The 15,589-nt window shown below is 65.8% G+C and carries 11 protein-coding genes and 1 tRNA gene; 4 read left to right on the forward strand and 8 right to left on the reverse strand.

Going from position 1 to position 15,589, the window contains the following annotated elements:
* The first annotated feature begins 83 nt into the window (after positions 1-83).
* Positions 84-2,711, forward strand: a complete 2,628-nt coding sequence (locus JOE31_RS02825; protein ID WP_209742035.1) for a trehalase-like domain-containing protein — start codon at positions 84-86, stop codon at positions 2,709-2,711.
* 21 nt (positions 2,712-2,732) lie between these two features.
* Here the strand turns inward: JOE31_RS02825 and JOE31_RS02830 are convergent, their stop codons facing one another.
* The 3 genes from JOE31_RS02830 to JOE31_RS02840 all read right to left on the reverse strand — a co-directional run bounded on the left by JOE31_RS02830 (position 2,733) and on the right by JOE31_RS02840 (position 5,265).
* The gene (locus JOE31_RS02830; protein WP_209742036.1) at positions 2,733-3,656 is read right to left on the reverse strand and encodes an AEC family transporter; all 924 of its coding nucleotides are present in this window, start codon (positions 3,654-3,656) and stop codon (positions 2,733-2,735) included.
* 146 nt (positions 3,657-3,802) lie between these two features.
* A complete protein-coding gene (gene panD, locus JOE31_RS02835; RefSeq protein WP_011693710.1) occupies positions 3,803-4,231 on the reverse strand; it encodes an aspartate 1-decarboxylase in 429 nt (142 codons plus the stop codon).
* Between the two features lie 98 nt (positions 4,232-4,329).
* Positions 4,330-5,265, reverse strand: coding sequence for a LysR substrate-binding domain-containing protein (locus tag JOE31_RS02840; protein WP_209742037.1), 936 nt, complete (start codon positions 5,263-5,265; stop codon positions 4,330-4,332).
* Positions 5,266-5,406: 141 nt separating this feature from the next.
* Here JOE31_RS02840 and JOE31_RS02845 point away from each other — a divergent pair, with 141 nt between their 5' ends.
* Positions 5,407-6,870 (forward strand): amino acid permease, encoded by a 1,464-nt coding sequence (locus JOE31_RS02845; protein ID WP_209742038.1) that lies wholly within the window; start codon positions 5,407-5,409, stop codon positions 6,868-6,870.
* A gap of 445 nt (positions 6,871-7,315) precedes the next feature.
* The gene (locus JOE31_RS02850) at positions 7,316-10,855 is read left to right on the forward strand and encodes a bifunctional proline dehydrogenase/L-glutamate gamma-semialdehyde dehydrogenase (RefSeq protein WP_209742039.1); all 3,540 of its coding nucleotides are present in this window, start codon (positions 7,316-7,318) and stop codon (positions 10,853-10,855) included.
* Positions 10,856-11,003: 148 nt separating this feature from the next.
* On the opposite strand, the gene JOE31_RS02855 is transcribed toward JOE31_RS02850, so the two are convergent.
* Together JOE31_RS02855 and JOE31_RS02860 are read right to left on the reverse strand one after the other, a co-directional pair.
* Positions 11,004-11,279: a hypothetical protein gene (locus tag JOE31_RS02855; RefSeq protein ID WP_307864358.1), complete on the reverse strand. Its 276-nt coding sequence runs from the start codon at positions 11,277-11,279 to the stop codon at positions 11,004-11,006.
* A 333-nt stretch (positions 11,280-11,612) separates the two neighbouring features.
* Entirely contained in the window at positions 11,613-12,467 is an 855-nt protein-coding gene (locus tag JOE31_RS02860) for a LysR substrate-binding domain-containing protein (protein WP_209742041.1), read from the reverse strand.
* Between the two features lie 132 nt (positions 12,468-12,599).
* Here JOE31_RS02860 and JOE31_RS02865 point away from each other — a divergent pair, with 132 nt between their 5' ends.
* A complete protein-coding gene (locus tag JOE31_RS02865; protein WP_209742042.1) occupies positions 12,600-14,120 on the forward strand; it encodes an MFS transporter in 1,521 nt (506 codons plus the stop codon).
* On the opposite strand, the gene JOE31_RS02870 is transcribed toward JOE31_RS02865, so the two are convergent.
* From JOE31_RS02870 to JOE31_RS02880, 3 genes are all read right to left on the reverse strand, one after another.
* Entirely contained in the window at positions 14,053-15,213 is a 1,161-nt protein-coding gene (locus JOE31_RS02870) for a N(5)-(carboxyethyl)ornithine synthase (protein WP_209742043.1), read from the reverse strand. The two genes, JOE31_RS02865 and JOE31_RS02870, sit on opposite strands and share 68 nt — an antisense overlap.
* Positions 15,210-15,359, reverse strand: coding sequence for a hypothetical protein (locus JOE31_RS02875; protein ID WP_209742044.1), 150 nt, complete (start codon positions 15,357-15,359; stop codon positions 15,210-15,212). Before JOE31_RS02875 ends, JOE31_RS02870 begins: the two co-directional genes overlap by 4 nt.
* 78 nt (positions 15,360-15,437) lie before the next feature.
* A tRNA-Gly gene (locus tag JOE31_RS02880) sits at positions 15,438-15,511 on the reverse strand.
* Positions 15,512-15,589: the final 78 nt, after the last annotated feature.

Consider the following 15,589-nt stretch of genomic DNA (forward strand, 5'->3'; position numbering starts at 1 on the left):
GTGTAACGACGGCATCGGAGACTGGGGGTATGTCCCTCGCCGGACTTTTCTCATCATTGGGGATTATCCGAAGGACGTCGCCTGTGCCTACTCCGCTCAACCAGTCCGTGGCCGATTCCGCCCTCCTGACACGCTCCCTGCCGCTCGGCCTGCTCCGTGCCTTTGTTCAGTCCGATGCAGCCGACGACGGACTCACGCCAAACCTGCTCGCTGAACTCAAGATCCTTGCCCGCGCTCCCGGGCTGCTCGTGGCCTGCAACTACGGCGGCACGCTTTGCGACGCGGAGGGGATCTCCACCGAAACCCTGCCGCTGGGCAGCGCCGCGATCGCACTCCGGGCCCTTGCCGCCCTGCCCAACACCCACGCGGCCGTCATCTCCGGCAGGTCGCTGCGGGACCTGGCGGCAGTTTCCAGGCTTCCGGCGGAGGTTCACCTGGTTGGCTCCCACGGCGCCGAATTCGACATGGGCTTCGCCCACGGCCTGTCCCTGGCCACCGAGTCGGTGCTGCAGCGGGCCAGCCAGGCCCTCGTGGAAACGATCGGCGCGTACAAGGGGATCAGCATCGAGCGCAAGCCGGTGGCGGTGTCCGTACACACCCGGCCGGCCTCGCCCGCGATTGTTGCCAAGGTGCTGGAGAAGGCCGAAGAAGTGGCCCGCGCCCATGGCCTGTTCTACATTGTGGACGGCTCCGTGCTGGACCTATCCGTGGTGGAACCGTCCAAGGCCGATGCGCTGGAGCACCTGCGCGCCCGCCTGGGCGTAAGCGCCGCCCTCTATGCCGGCGACGCCTCAAGCGACGAACTGGCCATGGCCACCCTGCGCGGCCCGGATATGGGCATCAAAGTGGGGGAGGGACCCACCGCGGCCGCCCACCGCCTCCGGGACCCCGAATCCTTCGCGCGGGTCCTGGCCATCCTGTTCGAACTGCGGCGTGCCTGGCTTTTCGGGGAGGACGCCGTTGGCCTGGAGCGCCACTCGATGATCGGCAACGGCTCTTCCACGGCGCTGATCACGCCCGAAGCCAAAGTCTGCTGGATGAGCCACCCGCTGCCGGACTCGGGGTCCCTGTTCGCCCATATCCTGGGCGGCGACGCCGCGGGCCACTTCTCGGTGGAACCGGTCAAGGCATCCCAGGTCCTGGGCCAGCGCTATGTGGACAGCACCATGATCGTGGAGACCCGCTGGGCTGACGTCACCGTGACCGACTACCTTGAGCCGGCCCCGGACGGGATCACCAGCCTGGTCCGCGTGCTGTCCGGCAGCGGCGCGGCCCGGATCGTCTTCGCACCCCGGCCCGACTACGCCAACGCCCCATTCAGCATGGAGGCGCGGGGCGAGGAACTGCACGTGGTGGGCACCTCCGATCCCATCATCCTGCTGGCTCCCGGCGTCAGTTTTTCCATCACCTCGGACGGCCGCCATGCCACCGCCACCGCGGACGTCAACCTGCGGAACGGCCCCGTGGTGCTCAACCTGCGCTGCGGCGATACCGAGCCCACCCACACCGGGGTGGGCGGCGAAACTGAGCGCCGCGCCGCCGTCGCCCATCACTCCCGGCGATGGGTCCAGGACCTGGACCTCCCGGGCGTCAAGCCGTCGCTGGTGCGACGATCCGCCCTGGTGCTCCGCGCGCTGGTGCACGAACCCACCGGCGCCGTCCTGGCCGCCCCCACCACCTCACTGCCGGAGGGAATCGGCGGCACCCGGAACTGGGACTACCGCTACTGCTGGCTGCGGGACGGATCCATGACCGTCAATGCGCTCGTGGACCTGGGCTCCACCACGGAAGCGCATGGGTTCCTGCGCTGGCTGGGCCGGATCCTGGACAACGCACCCGGACCGGAATGGCTGCACCCGCTCTACTCGGTCACGGGGGCTCCGCTGTCCACCGAGGCCATCATCGAAAGCCTCCCCGGATACGCGGGATCACGCCCCGTCAGGATCGGCAACGCCGCGGACCACCAGGTGCAGCTGGACGTGTTCGGGCCCATCGCGGAACTGATCAGCGCAGTGAGTGAGCGCGAGGGCACGCTGGAGGATTCGCACTGGGAGCTGATGGTCCAAATGGCCTCCGCCGTCATGGCCCGCTGGCACGAGGCCGATCACGGGATCTGGGAAGCGCGCCGCGCCCCCCGGCACCACGTCTACACGAAAGTGATGTGCTGGGTGACCCTGGACCGGGCGCTGCGCACCGCGGCCAGGCACGGCAGGGCGCCGGAACCCGACTGGGCGCCCACCGCCGCAACCATCCGCGAGGAAGTCCTCCGCGAAGGCTGGGATGACGGCGCGTCGTCCTACACCGTTGCGTACGACAGCCCCGACCTCGACGCCGCCGTGCTGCATATCGGCCTGTCCGGCCTGCTGGATGTGAATGACCAGCGGTTCCTGGACACCGTCACCGCAGTGGAACGGGAGCTTCGGGTGGGACCCACCGTTTTCCGGTACAGGTACGACGACGGCCTGCCGGGTTTGGAGGGCGGCTTCCACATCTGCACCACGTGGCTCATCGAGGCCTACGTCGCGGTGGGCCGGATCGAGGAGGCCTGGGACCTGTTCGACCAGCTGGTCAACCTGTTCGGCCCCACCGGACTGCTGCCCGAAGAATACGATCCCGGCACCGAAACCCATCTGGGCAACCATCCACAGGCCTACTCCCACCTGGGTTTCATCCGCTGCGCGCGGATCCTGGACCAGCACCAGAAGAACTAGGGTGTTGGCCGGAGTGGAGGCCTAGGTGAGGAGCAGGGCCACGCAGATCATGGCCGGCACGGCCACCACCGTGGTGATCAGGACGGTGTCCTTGGCGACGGTGATTCCTGTCCGGTAACGGCTGGCCGCGACGAAAACGTTCTGCGCGGTGGGCAGCGCGGACGTCACGACGACGGCAAAGAGGGCCTGCCCCTCCATGCCGATCAGCCGCGCCACCAGATAGGCGATGGCGGGGTGGATGACGAGTTTGAATGCGCTGGCCAGAAGCACGTCGATGCGGCGGCCGGTAGCTGCCTGCAGCGGCCGGGATCCGTTCAGGCTCATGCCGAAGGCGATCAGCATGGCGGGGATGGCCGCCCCGCCGATCAGGTGGATGGGCTGCATGACCAGCTCCGGCACCCGCCGTCCCGTTCCCGCCACCACCAGGCCCAGTGCGGAGCCCACGATCATCGGGTTCTTGAGGATCATGAGGGCAAAACCGGCTGGAGTGGTGCGGTGTGAGCTGGTGGTGGCGTCCAGGGCCATCAGGAAGAGCGGGGTAAAGAAGGCCAGCTGGAAGATCAGCAGCGGCGCCACGTAGCTTGCGTCGCCGAGGACATATACGGCAATGGGAATACCCAGGTTTGCGGAGTTCGCCAGGGACGCGCTCATGGAGGACATCAGCGATTCGGGAACGGTCCGTTTCAGCAGGAACCGGACGATCACGAAGAAGACTGCGGCCGTGACCATCGCGCCGGCGGCGGTCACCAGCAGGGGAGCGGCAAAGACATCGTGGAGCTTGGCCTTGCTGAGGGTCTCGAACAGGAGCGCCGGGCTCGCCACAAAGAAAGTCAGCGCGCTGAGCACGGAGCGGGCGTTTTCTCCCAGCACCTCCCGGCGGCCCACGAACATGCCCACCAGGATGATGGACCACACCACGAAGAAGCCCGCGAGAACGCCTAGCACCCGGACGTCCCTGGCGGTTTCCCTGGCAGGCCGGGCGGGCGGGGTTTGGCGTTCACCCTCCCAGCCTAATCAGATTTATTCAGCCTGCGGCCGGAGTGTGGGCAGGATCTCGGTATCCGGACGGAGGCTGTTCAGGCGGAGGCTGCCTAGTTCAGGGCGGAGTTGTTGAGGGCAAACGGCGGCCGCATGAGGCCGCGGGTGTGCCCCTCAGCGGGGTCGTTGCCGATCTGGACAATCTTGTTGTCCTTGTCCACATGGACCACCTTGGGCGTGTAGGCCTTGGCCTCTTCGGTGGTCATCTCTGCATAGGTGATCAGGATGACGATGTCATTCTCGTGCATCAGGTGCGCAGCCGCGCCGTTGATGCCGATAACCCCGGAACCGCGCTCTCCGGCGATGGTGTACGTCTCCAGCCGGGCGCCGTTGGTGACGTCAACGATCGCCACGAGTTCTCCGGGAAGAATGTCCGCAGCCTCCAGCAGGTCCAGGTCAACGGTGACGGACCCCACGTAGTGCAGATCGGCATGCGTGACAGTGGCCCGGTGGATTTTGGACTTAAACATTGTGCGATTCATAACGTGCCCAGTCTAACGCCCGGTGCCCTTCCGCGCTGTGACGTAGGGAACTTCCGGCCGCCACTGCAGGGTCCATGCGAAACTGATTTCCCCGGAGATCACGCGGACTTGGCCTCCGGCGGGACCGGACCGGCGGGGGCAATCGAGTCGGCTGTTACGGCCAGCACCTCGCGGGCGGCGAGGATGGCGGGCCGCTTGGCGCTGGACCTCCGCACGGACGTGAAGACGGTGCGGTGCGGGTTGCCTGGCAGCAGCAGCAGCTGGGCCGACGTTTCCCTGCCGGTCCAGACAAGGTCGGGCATCAGGCCCACGGCGTTGCCGGACTCGATCAGCCGGATCTGCGCCTGAAGGTCCGCCGTTTCGTACCGGACGTCAGGCTCGAAACCCGCGCTGCGGCAGGCCTGTTCAGCCCAGTGCCGGGACGCCGCACCCCGGGGTTCCATCACCCAGGCAAGGTCCGCGGTGTCTTCGAGCGAGCGGACGGCCGGCAGGCCCTTGTCCGTTCCGGGTACGGCCAGCCGGATGGCGTCCCCGGTCAGCCGGAGGCGGTCCAGTTCCGCGTAGCGCGGGGCGGCGTGGCCGGGGTACTGCTCGGCGATGACCAGGTCAAAGTCCCGGGCCCATGTTTCGTGCAACGCCGTTTCCGGCTCCCGCTGGACCATCTCGATCCTGACTTCAGGATAAGTTGCCGCCATCCGGGTCAGCATGCCCGGCATCAGTGCAAGGGCGGCGGACTGGAAGACAGCTATCCGGACAGTTCCGGAAACGGTGGTCAGGCTGGCCGCCAGATCGGCCTCGGCCTGTTCCAGCGTTTCAAGCAGGTGGGCAGTGTGCGCCACCAGGACTTCGGCTTGCGGTGTCAGCTGGACCCGGCGCCCGGTCTTGCGCAGCAGCTGCACCCCGGCCTCCTTCTCCAGCAGGGCCAGCTGCTGCGAAACCGACGAGGGACTGTACTGGAGGGCGTCTGCCACCTCGGCCAGGGTTCCACGGATCTTGAGTTCACGAAGCAGCCTCAACCGCCGGACGTCGAGCATCGCTGTTCCTTCGCTAAATCTAATGAATATTAATTAGGAGAATTCACTTTATCTAATGCAATTGGGCTTGCATACTAAACAGACTGAGTTACCCCCATCACAGGGCGGATTGATGGGTCCACATCGAAGCAGGAGTCCCTGATGAGTACAAAAGATTTAGCCCAGTCGATCATGCGGCGTAAGCCGATTGACGACATCGAAGAAGAAAATAAACACAGCGGGTTGATGAAAAGCCTGGGTCTGTGGCAGTTGACGGCCATCGGCGTCGGCGGCATCATCGGCGTCGGAATCTTTTCCCTGGCGGGCCTCGTAGCCCACGGCAGCGAAAGCGAGCCGGGCGTGGGGCCGGCGGTGCTCTTTTCCTTCCTGATTGCTGGCCTGGCCTCTGCGGCCGCCGCATTGTCCTACGCGGAATTTGCCGGCATGATTCCGCGGGCGGGCTCGGCCTACACCTACGGCTATGTGGCCCTTGGTGAAGTGATCGGCTGGTTCATCGGCTGGGACCTCCTCCTTGAGTACATTGCGATTGTGGCCGTCGTGGCCATTGGTATTTCCGGCTACTTTGATGCGTTCCTCTCCGGCATCGGCGTCCACATGCCCGTCTGGATGACATCCACCCCGGACGAAGGCAAGGGCGGAATCGTCAACATCCCGGCAATCGTCGTCTGCCTCATCGTGACCTGGATCCTGTCGCGCGGCACCCGGGCGTTCGGCCGGTTTGAGCTGGTGGCGGTGGCCATCAAGGTTGTCCTGATCCTGTTCATCATTGGCCTGGGCATCTTCTATATCGACACGAACAATTACAACCCGTTCATGCCAAGCGGCTTCGGCCCGGTGCTGGCTGGTTCGGCCACCGTGTTCTTCGCTGTCTTCGGCTACGACGCCATGAGTACGGCGGCGGAGGAAGCCACCGACGGCAAGAAGCACATGCCGAAGGCGATCATCCTCTCGCTCATCATCGCCATGCTGCTCTACGTGGCGGCCACGCTGGTCCTCACCGGCATGCAGAACTACAAGGACATCGATCCGAAGGCCGGATTCGCCTCCGCGTTCACCGGCGTCGGCCTGCCGGTCATTGCCACCATCATTTCCGTGTTCGCGGTGCTGTCCATCCTCACCGTGATGCTCACCTTCCTCCTCGGCGTCACCCGCGTGTGGTTCTCCATGAGCCGCGACGGCCTTCTCCCGGGCTGGTTCTCCAAGACCGACCATCACGGCACCCCGCAGCGCGTCACCTGGATAGCCGGTGTTGCTTCGGCCCTGCTGGCAGGCGTCTTCCCGATCAAGGCCGTCGCGGACCTGACAAATATCGGCATCCTGGCCGCCTTCGTGGTGGTCTGTTTCTCCGTGATCGTCTTCCGCTACAAGAAGCCGGACGCTCCGCGCGCCTTCCGGCTGCCCTTCATGCCCCTGGTTCCCGCATTCGGTGTGCTGGCCTCGGCCTTCCTGATGTTCCAGCTGCACTGGGAAACCTGGGCACGCTTCGGCATCTGGCTGGTGGTCGGGCTGATCATCTACTTCGGGTACGGCCGCAAGCACTCACTAATGAACCCGGACAGTCCGCGGCACGAAGAGGCCGTTGAGATGCACCGCCCCCTGGCGTAGCCACCCAACGCTCTCTCACTTCCTGCCATAAACAACCGGACGCTCTCTCAGATCCGGTGCCATATCGACGAACCCTCTCTCACCCCGGTGGGAGGGGGTTCGTCGTTTCCGGCAGGAAGTGAGAGAGCGTCCGTCAGAAAGGGGGCAGGAAGTGAGAGAGCGTCCGTCAAAAAGGGGGCCGGAAGTGAGAGAGCGTCCGTCAGAAAGGGGGGGCAGGAAGTGAGAGAGCGTCCGTCAGAAGGGGGCCGGAAGTGAGAGAGCGTCCGTCAAAAAGGGGGCCGGAAGTGAGAGAGCGTCGGGGTGGTTTCCGAACGTTCGGACGGGGTGCGGAATCATCGGATTTTCTAACCTGTATTGCTCAGAAAACGTCGCTTTATCTTAAGTTACGGCAGGCTCATACTGGTGGAAAGAAGGTCCTCACCAACGGAAAGAACGAGTGTTAGCCATGACCCATATTTCAACGGAGCCCGGTGTCCTCGCCGGAAAGACGGTCACCGAATCGGCCCCTGCGGGCGGTTCCCACGTACCCGAGGCCCAGGCTTTGGCCGGGGAAGCCATCGGTCTGGTGCGCCACTGGTTGACGGAGGCCGCCAAGGTTCCCGTGGACGCCTCCGCTGAACAGCTCGCCGGTGTGCTGAAGGACCCCAACGGGCTCGACTTTACGGTCGGCTTCGTTGACGGCGTGGTCCGCCCGGAAGACCTGCATGTCGCCGCCCGCAACCTGGCAGCCCTCGCCCCGAAGGTTCCCGCGTTCCTGCCCTGGTACATGCGCAGCGCCGTCCGCCTCGGCGGCACCATGGCCCCGGTCCTGCCGCAGGTCGTCATCCCGGTGGCCCGGAAGGTGCTCCGCGAAATGGTGGGCCACCTCATCGTCGATGCCACGGACGCCAAGCTTGGCCCGGCCATCGCCAAGATCCGCAAGGACGGCATCAAGCTCAACGTCAACCTCCTCGGCGAAGCCGTCCTCGGTGAGCACGAGGCCTCCCGCCGGCTCGAGGGCACCCACACCCTCCTGGCCCGCCCCGACGTGGACTACGTGTCCATCAAGGTGTCCTCCACCGTTGCACCGCATTCCGCCTGGGCCTTCGACGAGGCCGTGGAGCACGTCGTGGAGAAGCTCACTCCCCTGTTCACCCGCGCCGCTTCCTTCGCCTCCGGGGGGCAGAAGGCCAAGTTCATCAACCTGGACATGGAGGAGTACAAGGACCTGGACATGACCATCGCGGTGTTCACCCGGATCCTGGACAAGCCCGAATTCAAGGACCTCGAGGCCGGCATCGTGCTCCAGGCCTACCTCCCGGACGCCCTCGCTGCCATGATCCGCCTGCAGGACTGGGCTGCCGAACGCCGCGCCAACGGCGGTGCCGCCATCAAGGTCCGCGTGGTCAAGGGCGCCAACCTGCCCATGGAACAGGTCGAATCTTCCCTGCACGACTGGCCGCTGGCGACTTGGGGCAGCAAGCAGGACTCGGACACCAACTACAAGCGCGTCATCAACTACTCGCTGCACCCGGACCGGATCAAGAACATCCGGATCGGCGTCGCAGGCCACAACCTCTTCGACATCGCCTTCGCGTGGCTGCTCGCCAAGCAGCGCGGTGTGGAGTCCGGCATTGAATTCGAGATGCTGCTGGGCATGGCGCAGGGCCAGGCCGAAGCCGTCAAGAAGGACGTCGGCTCGCTGCTCCTCTACACGCCCGTGGTGCACCCGGCCGAGTTCGACGTCGCGATCGCCTACCTGATCCGCCGGCTCGAAGAAGGCGCCAGCCAGGACAACTTCATGTCCGCCGTCTTCGAACTTTCCGAAAACGAAGTGCTCTTTGAGCGTGAGAAGCAGCGCTTCCTTGCCTCACTGGCAGAGCTCGACGACGAAGTCCCCGGCCCCAACCGCCGGCAGAACCGCAGCCTCCCGGCCGAGCCGATGCCGCATGACTCCTTCGAAAACACTCCGGACACGGACCCGTCCCTGCCCGCCAACCGTGACTGGGGCCGGGCCATCCTGGAGCGCGTTCCGTCCTCCACGCTGGGCAACGCGTCCGTAGAAGCGGCCACCATCACGGACGCTGAAACCCTCAACACGGTGATCGCCACCGCCGTCGAAAAGGGCAAGGCCTGGGGCGCCCTCAGCGGCGCCGAGCGCGCCGCTGTCCTGCACCGCGCCGGCGACATCCTGGAGGCGCGCCGCGCGGACCTGCTCGAGGTCATGGCCAGCGAAACCGGCAAGACCATCGACCAGGGTGATCCCGAGGTCAGCGAGGCTGTGGACTTCGCCCACTACTACGCGGAGTCCGCCCGAAAGCTAGACGACGTCGACGGCGCCACGTTCGTGCCCGCGAACCTCACGGTTGTGACCCCGCCGTGGAACTTCCCGGTGGCCATCCCCGCCGGCTCCACCCTGGCGGCACTCGCCGCCGGCTCCGCCGTCGTGATCAAGCCCGCCAAGCAGGCCCGGCGCAGCGGTGCCGTGATGATCGAAGCACTCTGGGAAGCCGGCGTGCCCCGCGACGTCCTCACCATGGTCCAGTTGGGCGAACGTGAGCTCGGCCAGCAGCTGATCTCGCACCCCGCCGTAGACCGCGTGATCCTGACCGGCGGCTACGAGACCGCCGAACTGTTCCGCTCCTTCCGCAAGGACCTGCCGCTCCTGGCCGAGACCAGCGGCAAGAACGCCATCATCGTCACGCCCAGCGCAGACCTGGACCTTGCGGCCAAGGACGTGGCCTACTCCGCCTTCGGCCACGCCGGGCAGAAGTGCTCCGCCGCCTCGCTGGTGATCCTGGTGGGCTCCGTGGCCACCTCCAAGCGGTTCCACAACCAGCTGATCGACGCCGTCACCTCACTCAAGGTTGGCTACCCCGAGGACCCCGCCAGCCAGATGGGTCCGATCATCGAGCCCGCCAACGGCAAGCTCCTGAATGCCCTCACCACCCTTGGCGAAGGCGAAAACTGGGCCGTTGAGCCGCGCAAGCTCGACGAGACCGGCAGGCTTTGGAGCCCGGGCGTCCGTTACGGCGTGCGCCGCGGATCCTACTTCCACCTCACCGAGTTCTTCGGTCCGGTGCTCGGCGTCATGACGGCGGAGACCCTCGAAGACGCCATCGCCATCCAGAACCAGGTGGAGTACGGCCTGACCGCCGGCCTGCACTCGCTGAGCACCGAGGAAGTGGGACTCTGGCTGGACAGCATCCAGGCCGGCAACCTCTACGTGAACCGCGGCATCACCGGGGCCATCGTTCAGCGGCAGCCGTTCGGCGGCTGGAAGAAGTCGGCCGTCGGCGCCGGTACCAAGGCCGGCGGACCCAACTACCTTGCCGGACTCGGCGACTGGGTCAGCAAAGCCAGCACGGCGGGCGGCGCTGATGGAAGCCCCAAGGCGGCCGTGACCAACCCCGGCGTCCGCCGCGTGTTGGGTGCTGCGAAGGGCTCCCTGGACGCTTCCGCCGTAGAAGCCCTGGAGCGTGCCCTGGCCTCGGACGCCCTTGCCTGGGCCGATGAGTTCGGCACCGCCAAGGATGTCTCAGGACTCAGCGCGGAGCGGAACATCTTCCGCTACCGCTCCCTGCCGGTAACGGTCCGCCTCTCCGAAGGCGAACCGCTCGCGGCCCTGATCAGGACAGTAGCCGCCGGTGTCCTGGCAGATTCGGCACTGACGGTTTCCACCGCCGTCGAACTCCCCGCCCCGGTGCTGGCGGCGCTCACTGCGCTGGACATCACCGTCACGGTGGAGGACGACGCCGCATGGCTGGCCTCCGCAGCGAGGCTCGCCGACGCCGGAAAACTGTCCGGCGGCCGGATCCGGCTCCTCGGCGGCGACGCGAAGGCGCTGGCTGAAGCCACCGGCGGACGGCCGGACCTGGCCATCTACGCCCACCCGGTCACCGAAGCCGGCCGCGTGGAATTGCTCCCGTTCCTGCACGAGCAGGCTGTCAGCATCACCGCGCACCGGTTCGGAACGCCCAACCACCTCTCGGACAGCCTGATCTAAGGGGCTCGTCTAAGGGGCTCGGGGCCGCCCCGTCCGGGCGGGGTCCAGCCAGAAAAAAGTCGCCGCCGGCAGGCACCCTCGGGTGCCTGCCGGCGGCGATTTACGTTTGCTGACGTGAAGCTGTGCAGGTGAACGGCAGGAGCCGTTGCTAGCCCAGATACCAGCCGGGCGGCACCCACGAGGCCGGCACAGAGTGTGCCGAAAATTCTTCGCATCCCGTGCAGAAGTATGTGACTTCACCCGGCTTCCGGAGCGTGCCGTCGTGCCGGAACTTTGCCGGGACAAACGTCTCCAGGTAGATGAATTCATCCGTCCCGCAGCGTTCGCAGTAGGGGCTGCCTACAAACTCGGTGTCCACCAGGGCGGCGGCGGGATGTGGTTCGCGCTGAACCAGGTCAGCGTGTGCGCTTGTTTCGTGGTGCACCGGCGTGTTGTGGTGCGTCCCCATGCCCAACGGGCGTACCGTTTTGAGTGAGTGGACTGGATTTGAGACTGAAAGATGCGGGTGGTTCGTGGTTGGCGTCATAGCATGCCTATCCCGAACTTTGTCCGTCAGGCTCCCCCCAAGGCAACGTGGGCGGACACGGTTCGTCATCGAATCGTTGTCAGCGGCTTCTGCTTAACCTTTAACAGAATTCAGCATAATTTACGCACGTAATAACTTCAATCACTTACGTGGAATTACCACTTGCGCGGGGCCGACTACCTACTTACTTAGTCAGCTCGGGTGGCCTCACCCCCAGGCAGGTAAAAACGCCTAGGCGGAGCGCTTAATCGTTCGCCCCACAATCGCCTGGGTGAGCGCCTCGATTACCTCGGCATTCGCCAGCGGGTTCCGGATCAGCGTGAAGTCGACGTCTCCCACGGGCGGCAGGTCAAAGCGGCGGGTGATGATCTTCAGGTCGTCCGGTACGAGCGAGGACGGCATCACGGCGACTCCGATTCCTGCCCGTACAGCAGCCAGGACGCCGCTGATCTGCCGGGTGGTGCACGTGATGCGCCAGGTTCGGCCCCGGGATTCGAGGGAGTCTATGGCGAGCTTCCTGCTGAGGCTGGGCGACGGGTAGGCGATCAGCGGTACGGGGTCCCCGGGCTCCAGCACCGTCTGTTCCAGGCCCACCCACGCGAAGGCATCGTGCTGGACCACCGTGCCGTCCTTGGCGCCGGCCACCCATTTCACGAAGACCAGGTCGAGCTGCCCGGCGTTCAGTTTCCGGTAGAGCTGATCGCTCTGGCCCACGGTGAGTTCCAGGTTGATCTGGGGATAGATCTGGCGGAACTCACGGAGGATGCGGGGGAGCCCGGTGATCGCGAGGTCGTCCGCGGTCCCGAAGCGGAGCCGGCCGCGCATCGCGGACCCGGAGAAATAGCGGGACGCCGCATCGTGGGCCGCAAGGATGGTCCGCGCGAAGCCGGCCATGGCATCGCCGTTGTCCGTCAGCCGCACGTCCCTGGTATCCCGGGCAATCAGGACCCGTTTGGCCGCGGCTTCCAGCTTGCGCACATGCTGGCTGACCGTGGGCTGGGCCAGCCCCAGCCGCTCCGCCGCCTTGGTGAAGCTGAGGGTCTCGGCGACCGCCAAAAAGGAGCGGAGCTGGGCGGGTTCAAACATGGCACTCCTGCGGGCTGGCGAAGCACTATTGCGGTTCGCAATGTTAGTTATAGGAACAATACGCTTCCATAATCTCTTGGGGCCACCATAGCGTGGACGTATCCCGCCCGCCCGCATCTTTGAGGATTCCCTGTGGCACCCCCTCCGCCTTCCACGGCAACCGTCAGCCAGCCCGTCATCGATTCCGCCGCATCCCCGCCACCCCAGACCGCACCGCAGGCCCCGTCACCGCGCCCGCAGGACGTCACCCAGCCGATCGCCGTCGTCAGCGAACGTCTGCCCTGGCGCCACACCTTCATCTCCCTCCGCGTCCCCAACTTCCGCATTTTTGCCATCGGACACTTCATCGCGGTGATTGCGCTCTGGATGCAACGGATCGCGCAGGACTGGCTGGTGCTGCAGCTTTCCGGCTCCGTCACGGCGGTCGGCATCACCGTGGCGCTGCAGTTCATGCCGTCGCTGGTGCTGGGGCCGTGGGGCGGGATGATGGCGGACAGGTTCCCCAAGCGTAAGATCCTCATCCTCTGCCAGTCGGTTGCCGCAGTCCTTGCCGCCGCCCTTGCCATCCTGGCGCTGAGCCAGGGCATCGAGGTGTGGCACGTCTACGCGATCGCACTGGTCCTGGGGCTGGTCACCGTGCTGGACCAGCCGGCTCGGCAGGTCTTCGTCAACGAACTCGTGGGCCCCACGTACCTGCGCAACGCAATCAGCGTGAACTCCACGACCTTCCAGCTGGGCGGCCTGATCGGCCCCGCACTAGCAGGGCTCCTGCTCACCGCGGTAGGTGCCGGCTGGGCCTTCGCGGCCAATGCCGTGGCATGCTGTTCCACCGTGGCTATGCTGCTGCTCCTGCGCAAGGACCAGTTGTTCATCACCGCGCCTGCGCCGAAGCGCAAGGGCATGCTCCGGGAGGGGCTGCACTACGCGCTGAGCAAGCCCACCATCTACTGGCCGTGGCTGATGGCAGGGTTCATCGCCGTTTTCGCCATGAGCCTGCCGGTACTGCTGGCCGCCTTCGCGGACCACGTGTACGACGCCGGCGCCGGAGGCTACGGCCTGCTGAACGCACTGGTGGCGCTGGGCGCGCTCGCCGGGGCGGTTACCTCCACCCGCCGCCGGCAGCTGCGGCTGCGGTCGGTGGTGCTGGGCGCCGGAATGTACGGCCTGATGCTCTGCCTCGCGGCCCTGGCGCCGTCCATGGTGTGGTTCGGCGCCGCCATGGTGCTCTCCGGCTTCTGGTGCCTGATGTTCCTCACCGCGGCCAACCAGCTGGTGCAGATCAGTTCCAACATGGGAATCCGGGGACGCGTTATGAGCCTCTACATCATGGTGCTGATCGGCGGGCAGGCCATCGGCGGCCCCATGATGGGCTGGATTGCCGAGCACGTGGACCCGCACACCGCCATCCTGGTTTCCGGCGGGGTGCCGGTCCTGGCAGCGGTGACTGTCGCCGTCGTACTGGCCCGGCGCGGTGAGCTGACCCTCAAAGTGAACCTCAAGGACCGGCGCCACCTCGTCAGGATAGTCAGCCGGAAGGCAAAGAAGCCGGGGCGCAGGCCCTCAGGGCCTGCGCCCCGGCCGGCTGCTACGCGTCCAGAGGGGCGTGCGGGTACTCCGCCTGCCGCTGCTGGAACTGCAGCACGTCCTTGTTGAGGATCTCTCCGTCGCGGATTTCTATGGCGCGGGCGATCGTCTCGTTTCCGGCCCAGGCCTCGGGGCCGGAGATGACGGTTTCCAGGAAGGGGAGCAGCGCCTCGCTGATCTCCCAGCTGGAGGAGTTCCACAGGTAGGAGGGACTGTGGTCCACGGCGTAGTAGTCGATGTGGTCGCCCACGGTGAGCATGGGTTCGGCGAACGTGGTGGTTTTCGCCCAGCTGAAGCCCATTCCCTCGTCGCAGGAGACGTCCACGATCAGGCTGCCGGGACGGAACGCGCTGAGGTCCTCCTCACGCAGGTACGTTAGCGGAGCGTTGGGGTCCTGCAGTGTGCAGTTGACCACAATGTCGCTCTCGGCCAGGAACGGCGCCAGCGGAACCCTGCCGCGCTCCGTGATGACCTGGCTGAGGAACGGCGCCTGGTCGTCATGGTCGAACTGGGCGATCCGCACCGAGTGGATGGGCGAGCCGACGGCGGCCACGCCGCGGTTCGTCAGTACCTGGACGTCGTGGATTCCGTGGGCGTTAAGCGCCGTGACGGCGCCGCGGGCCGTGGCCCCGAAACCGATGACGACGGCGGAGAGCCGCCGGCCGTAGACGCCCGTGGAGCCGGTGAGAGCCAGGGCATGGATGACCGAGCAATAGCCGGCCAGTTCGTTGTTCTTGTGGAAGACATGGAGGCCGAAGCCGCCGTCACCCGCCCAGTGGTTCATGGCCTCGAAGGCGATCAGCGTGAGCTTCTTGTCGATGGCCAGCTGGGTGATGGCGCGGTCCTGGACGCAGTGCGGCCAACCCCAGAGGACCTGGCCGTCGCGGAGTTCCGCCAGGTCCTCCGGCTGCGGCTTGGGCAGCAGGACGACGTCGGCGTCGGCAATGATCTCGCCGCGGGTGGCAATCCGTCCCACGAGGGAGGCCAGATGGGTGTCCGAAACGCCGAACCGTTCACCGTAGCCCTGTTCGAGGATGATGTTCCGCCGCAGCTCGGGTGCGATGCGGTCCAGGTGAAGGGGGTGGAGCGGGAGCCGGCGTTCGTCAGGTTTGCGCGTGCTGGCGAGGACTCCGAGGCTGAGGTGGTTCGCGGAACCGGTCACTTCTTTTTGGGGCTCGCTGCCTTGGTGGCGGTTGCCTTGTCGAGGGAGCTCGGCGGCGCTGCCGCGGCCCTCTTGTCGGCACGTTTTTCCTTGATGGATTTGCCGGATTTCGCGGATGCTGCTTGACGCGGGGACTTGCCAGCCATGATTGCTCCTGTAGCGGAACCGAAGGGGTTCCTGACTTCTGACGATACAGGTAGCCGCCTAATGCCCGGCGGAAGGATTGGAGCGGCTGACGGGAATCGAACCCGCGTATCAAGCTTGGGAAGCTAGCGCTCTACCATTGAGCTACAGCCGCAGAGGGACCAGCCACATACCTCGGCCAAGTCCCGGTTGCGTCAACCGGATTTACTTTACCCCAGCCGCGCGCACTCCC

It is taken from the genome of Arthrobacter sp. PvP023 (assembly GCF_017832975.1).
Lineage (GTDB): Bacteria > Actinomycetota > Actinomycetes > Actinomycetales > Micrococcaceae > Arthrobacter.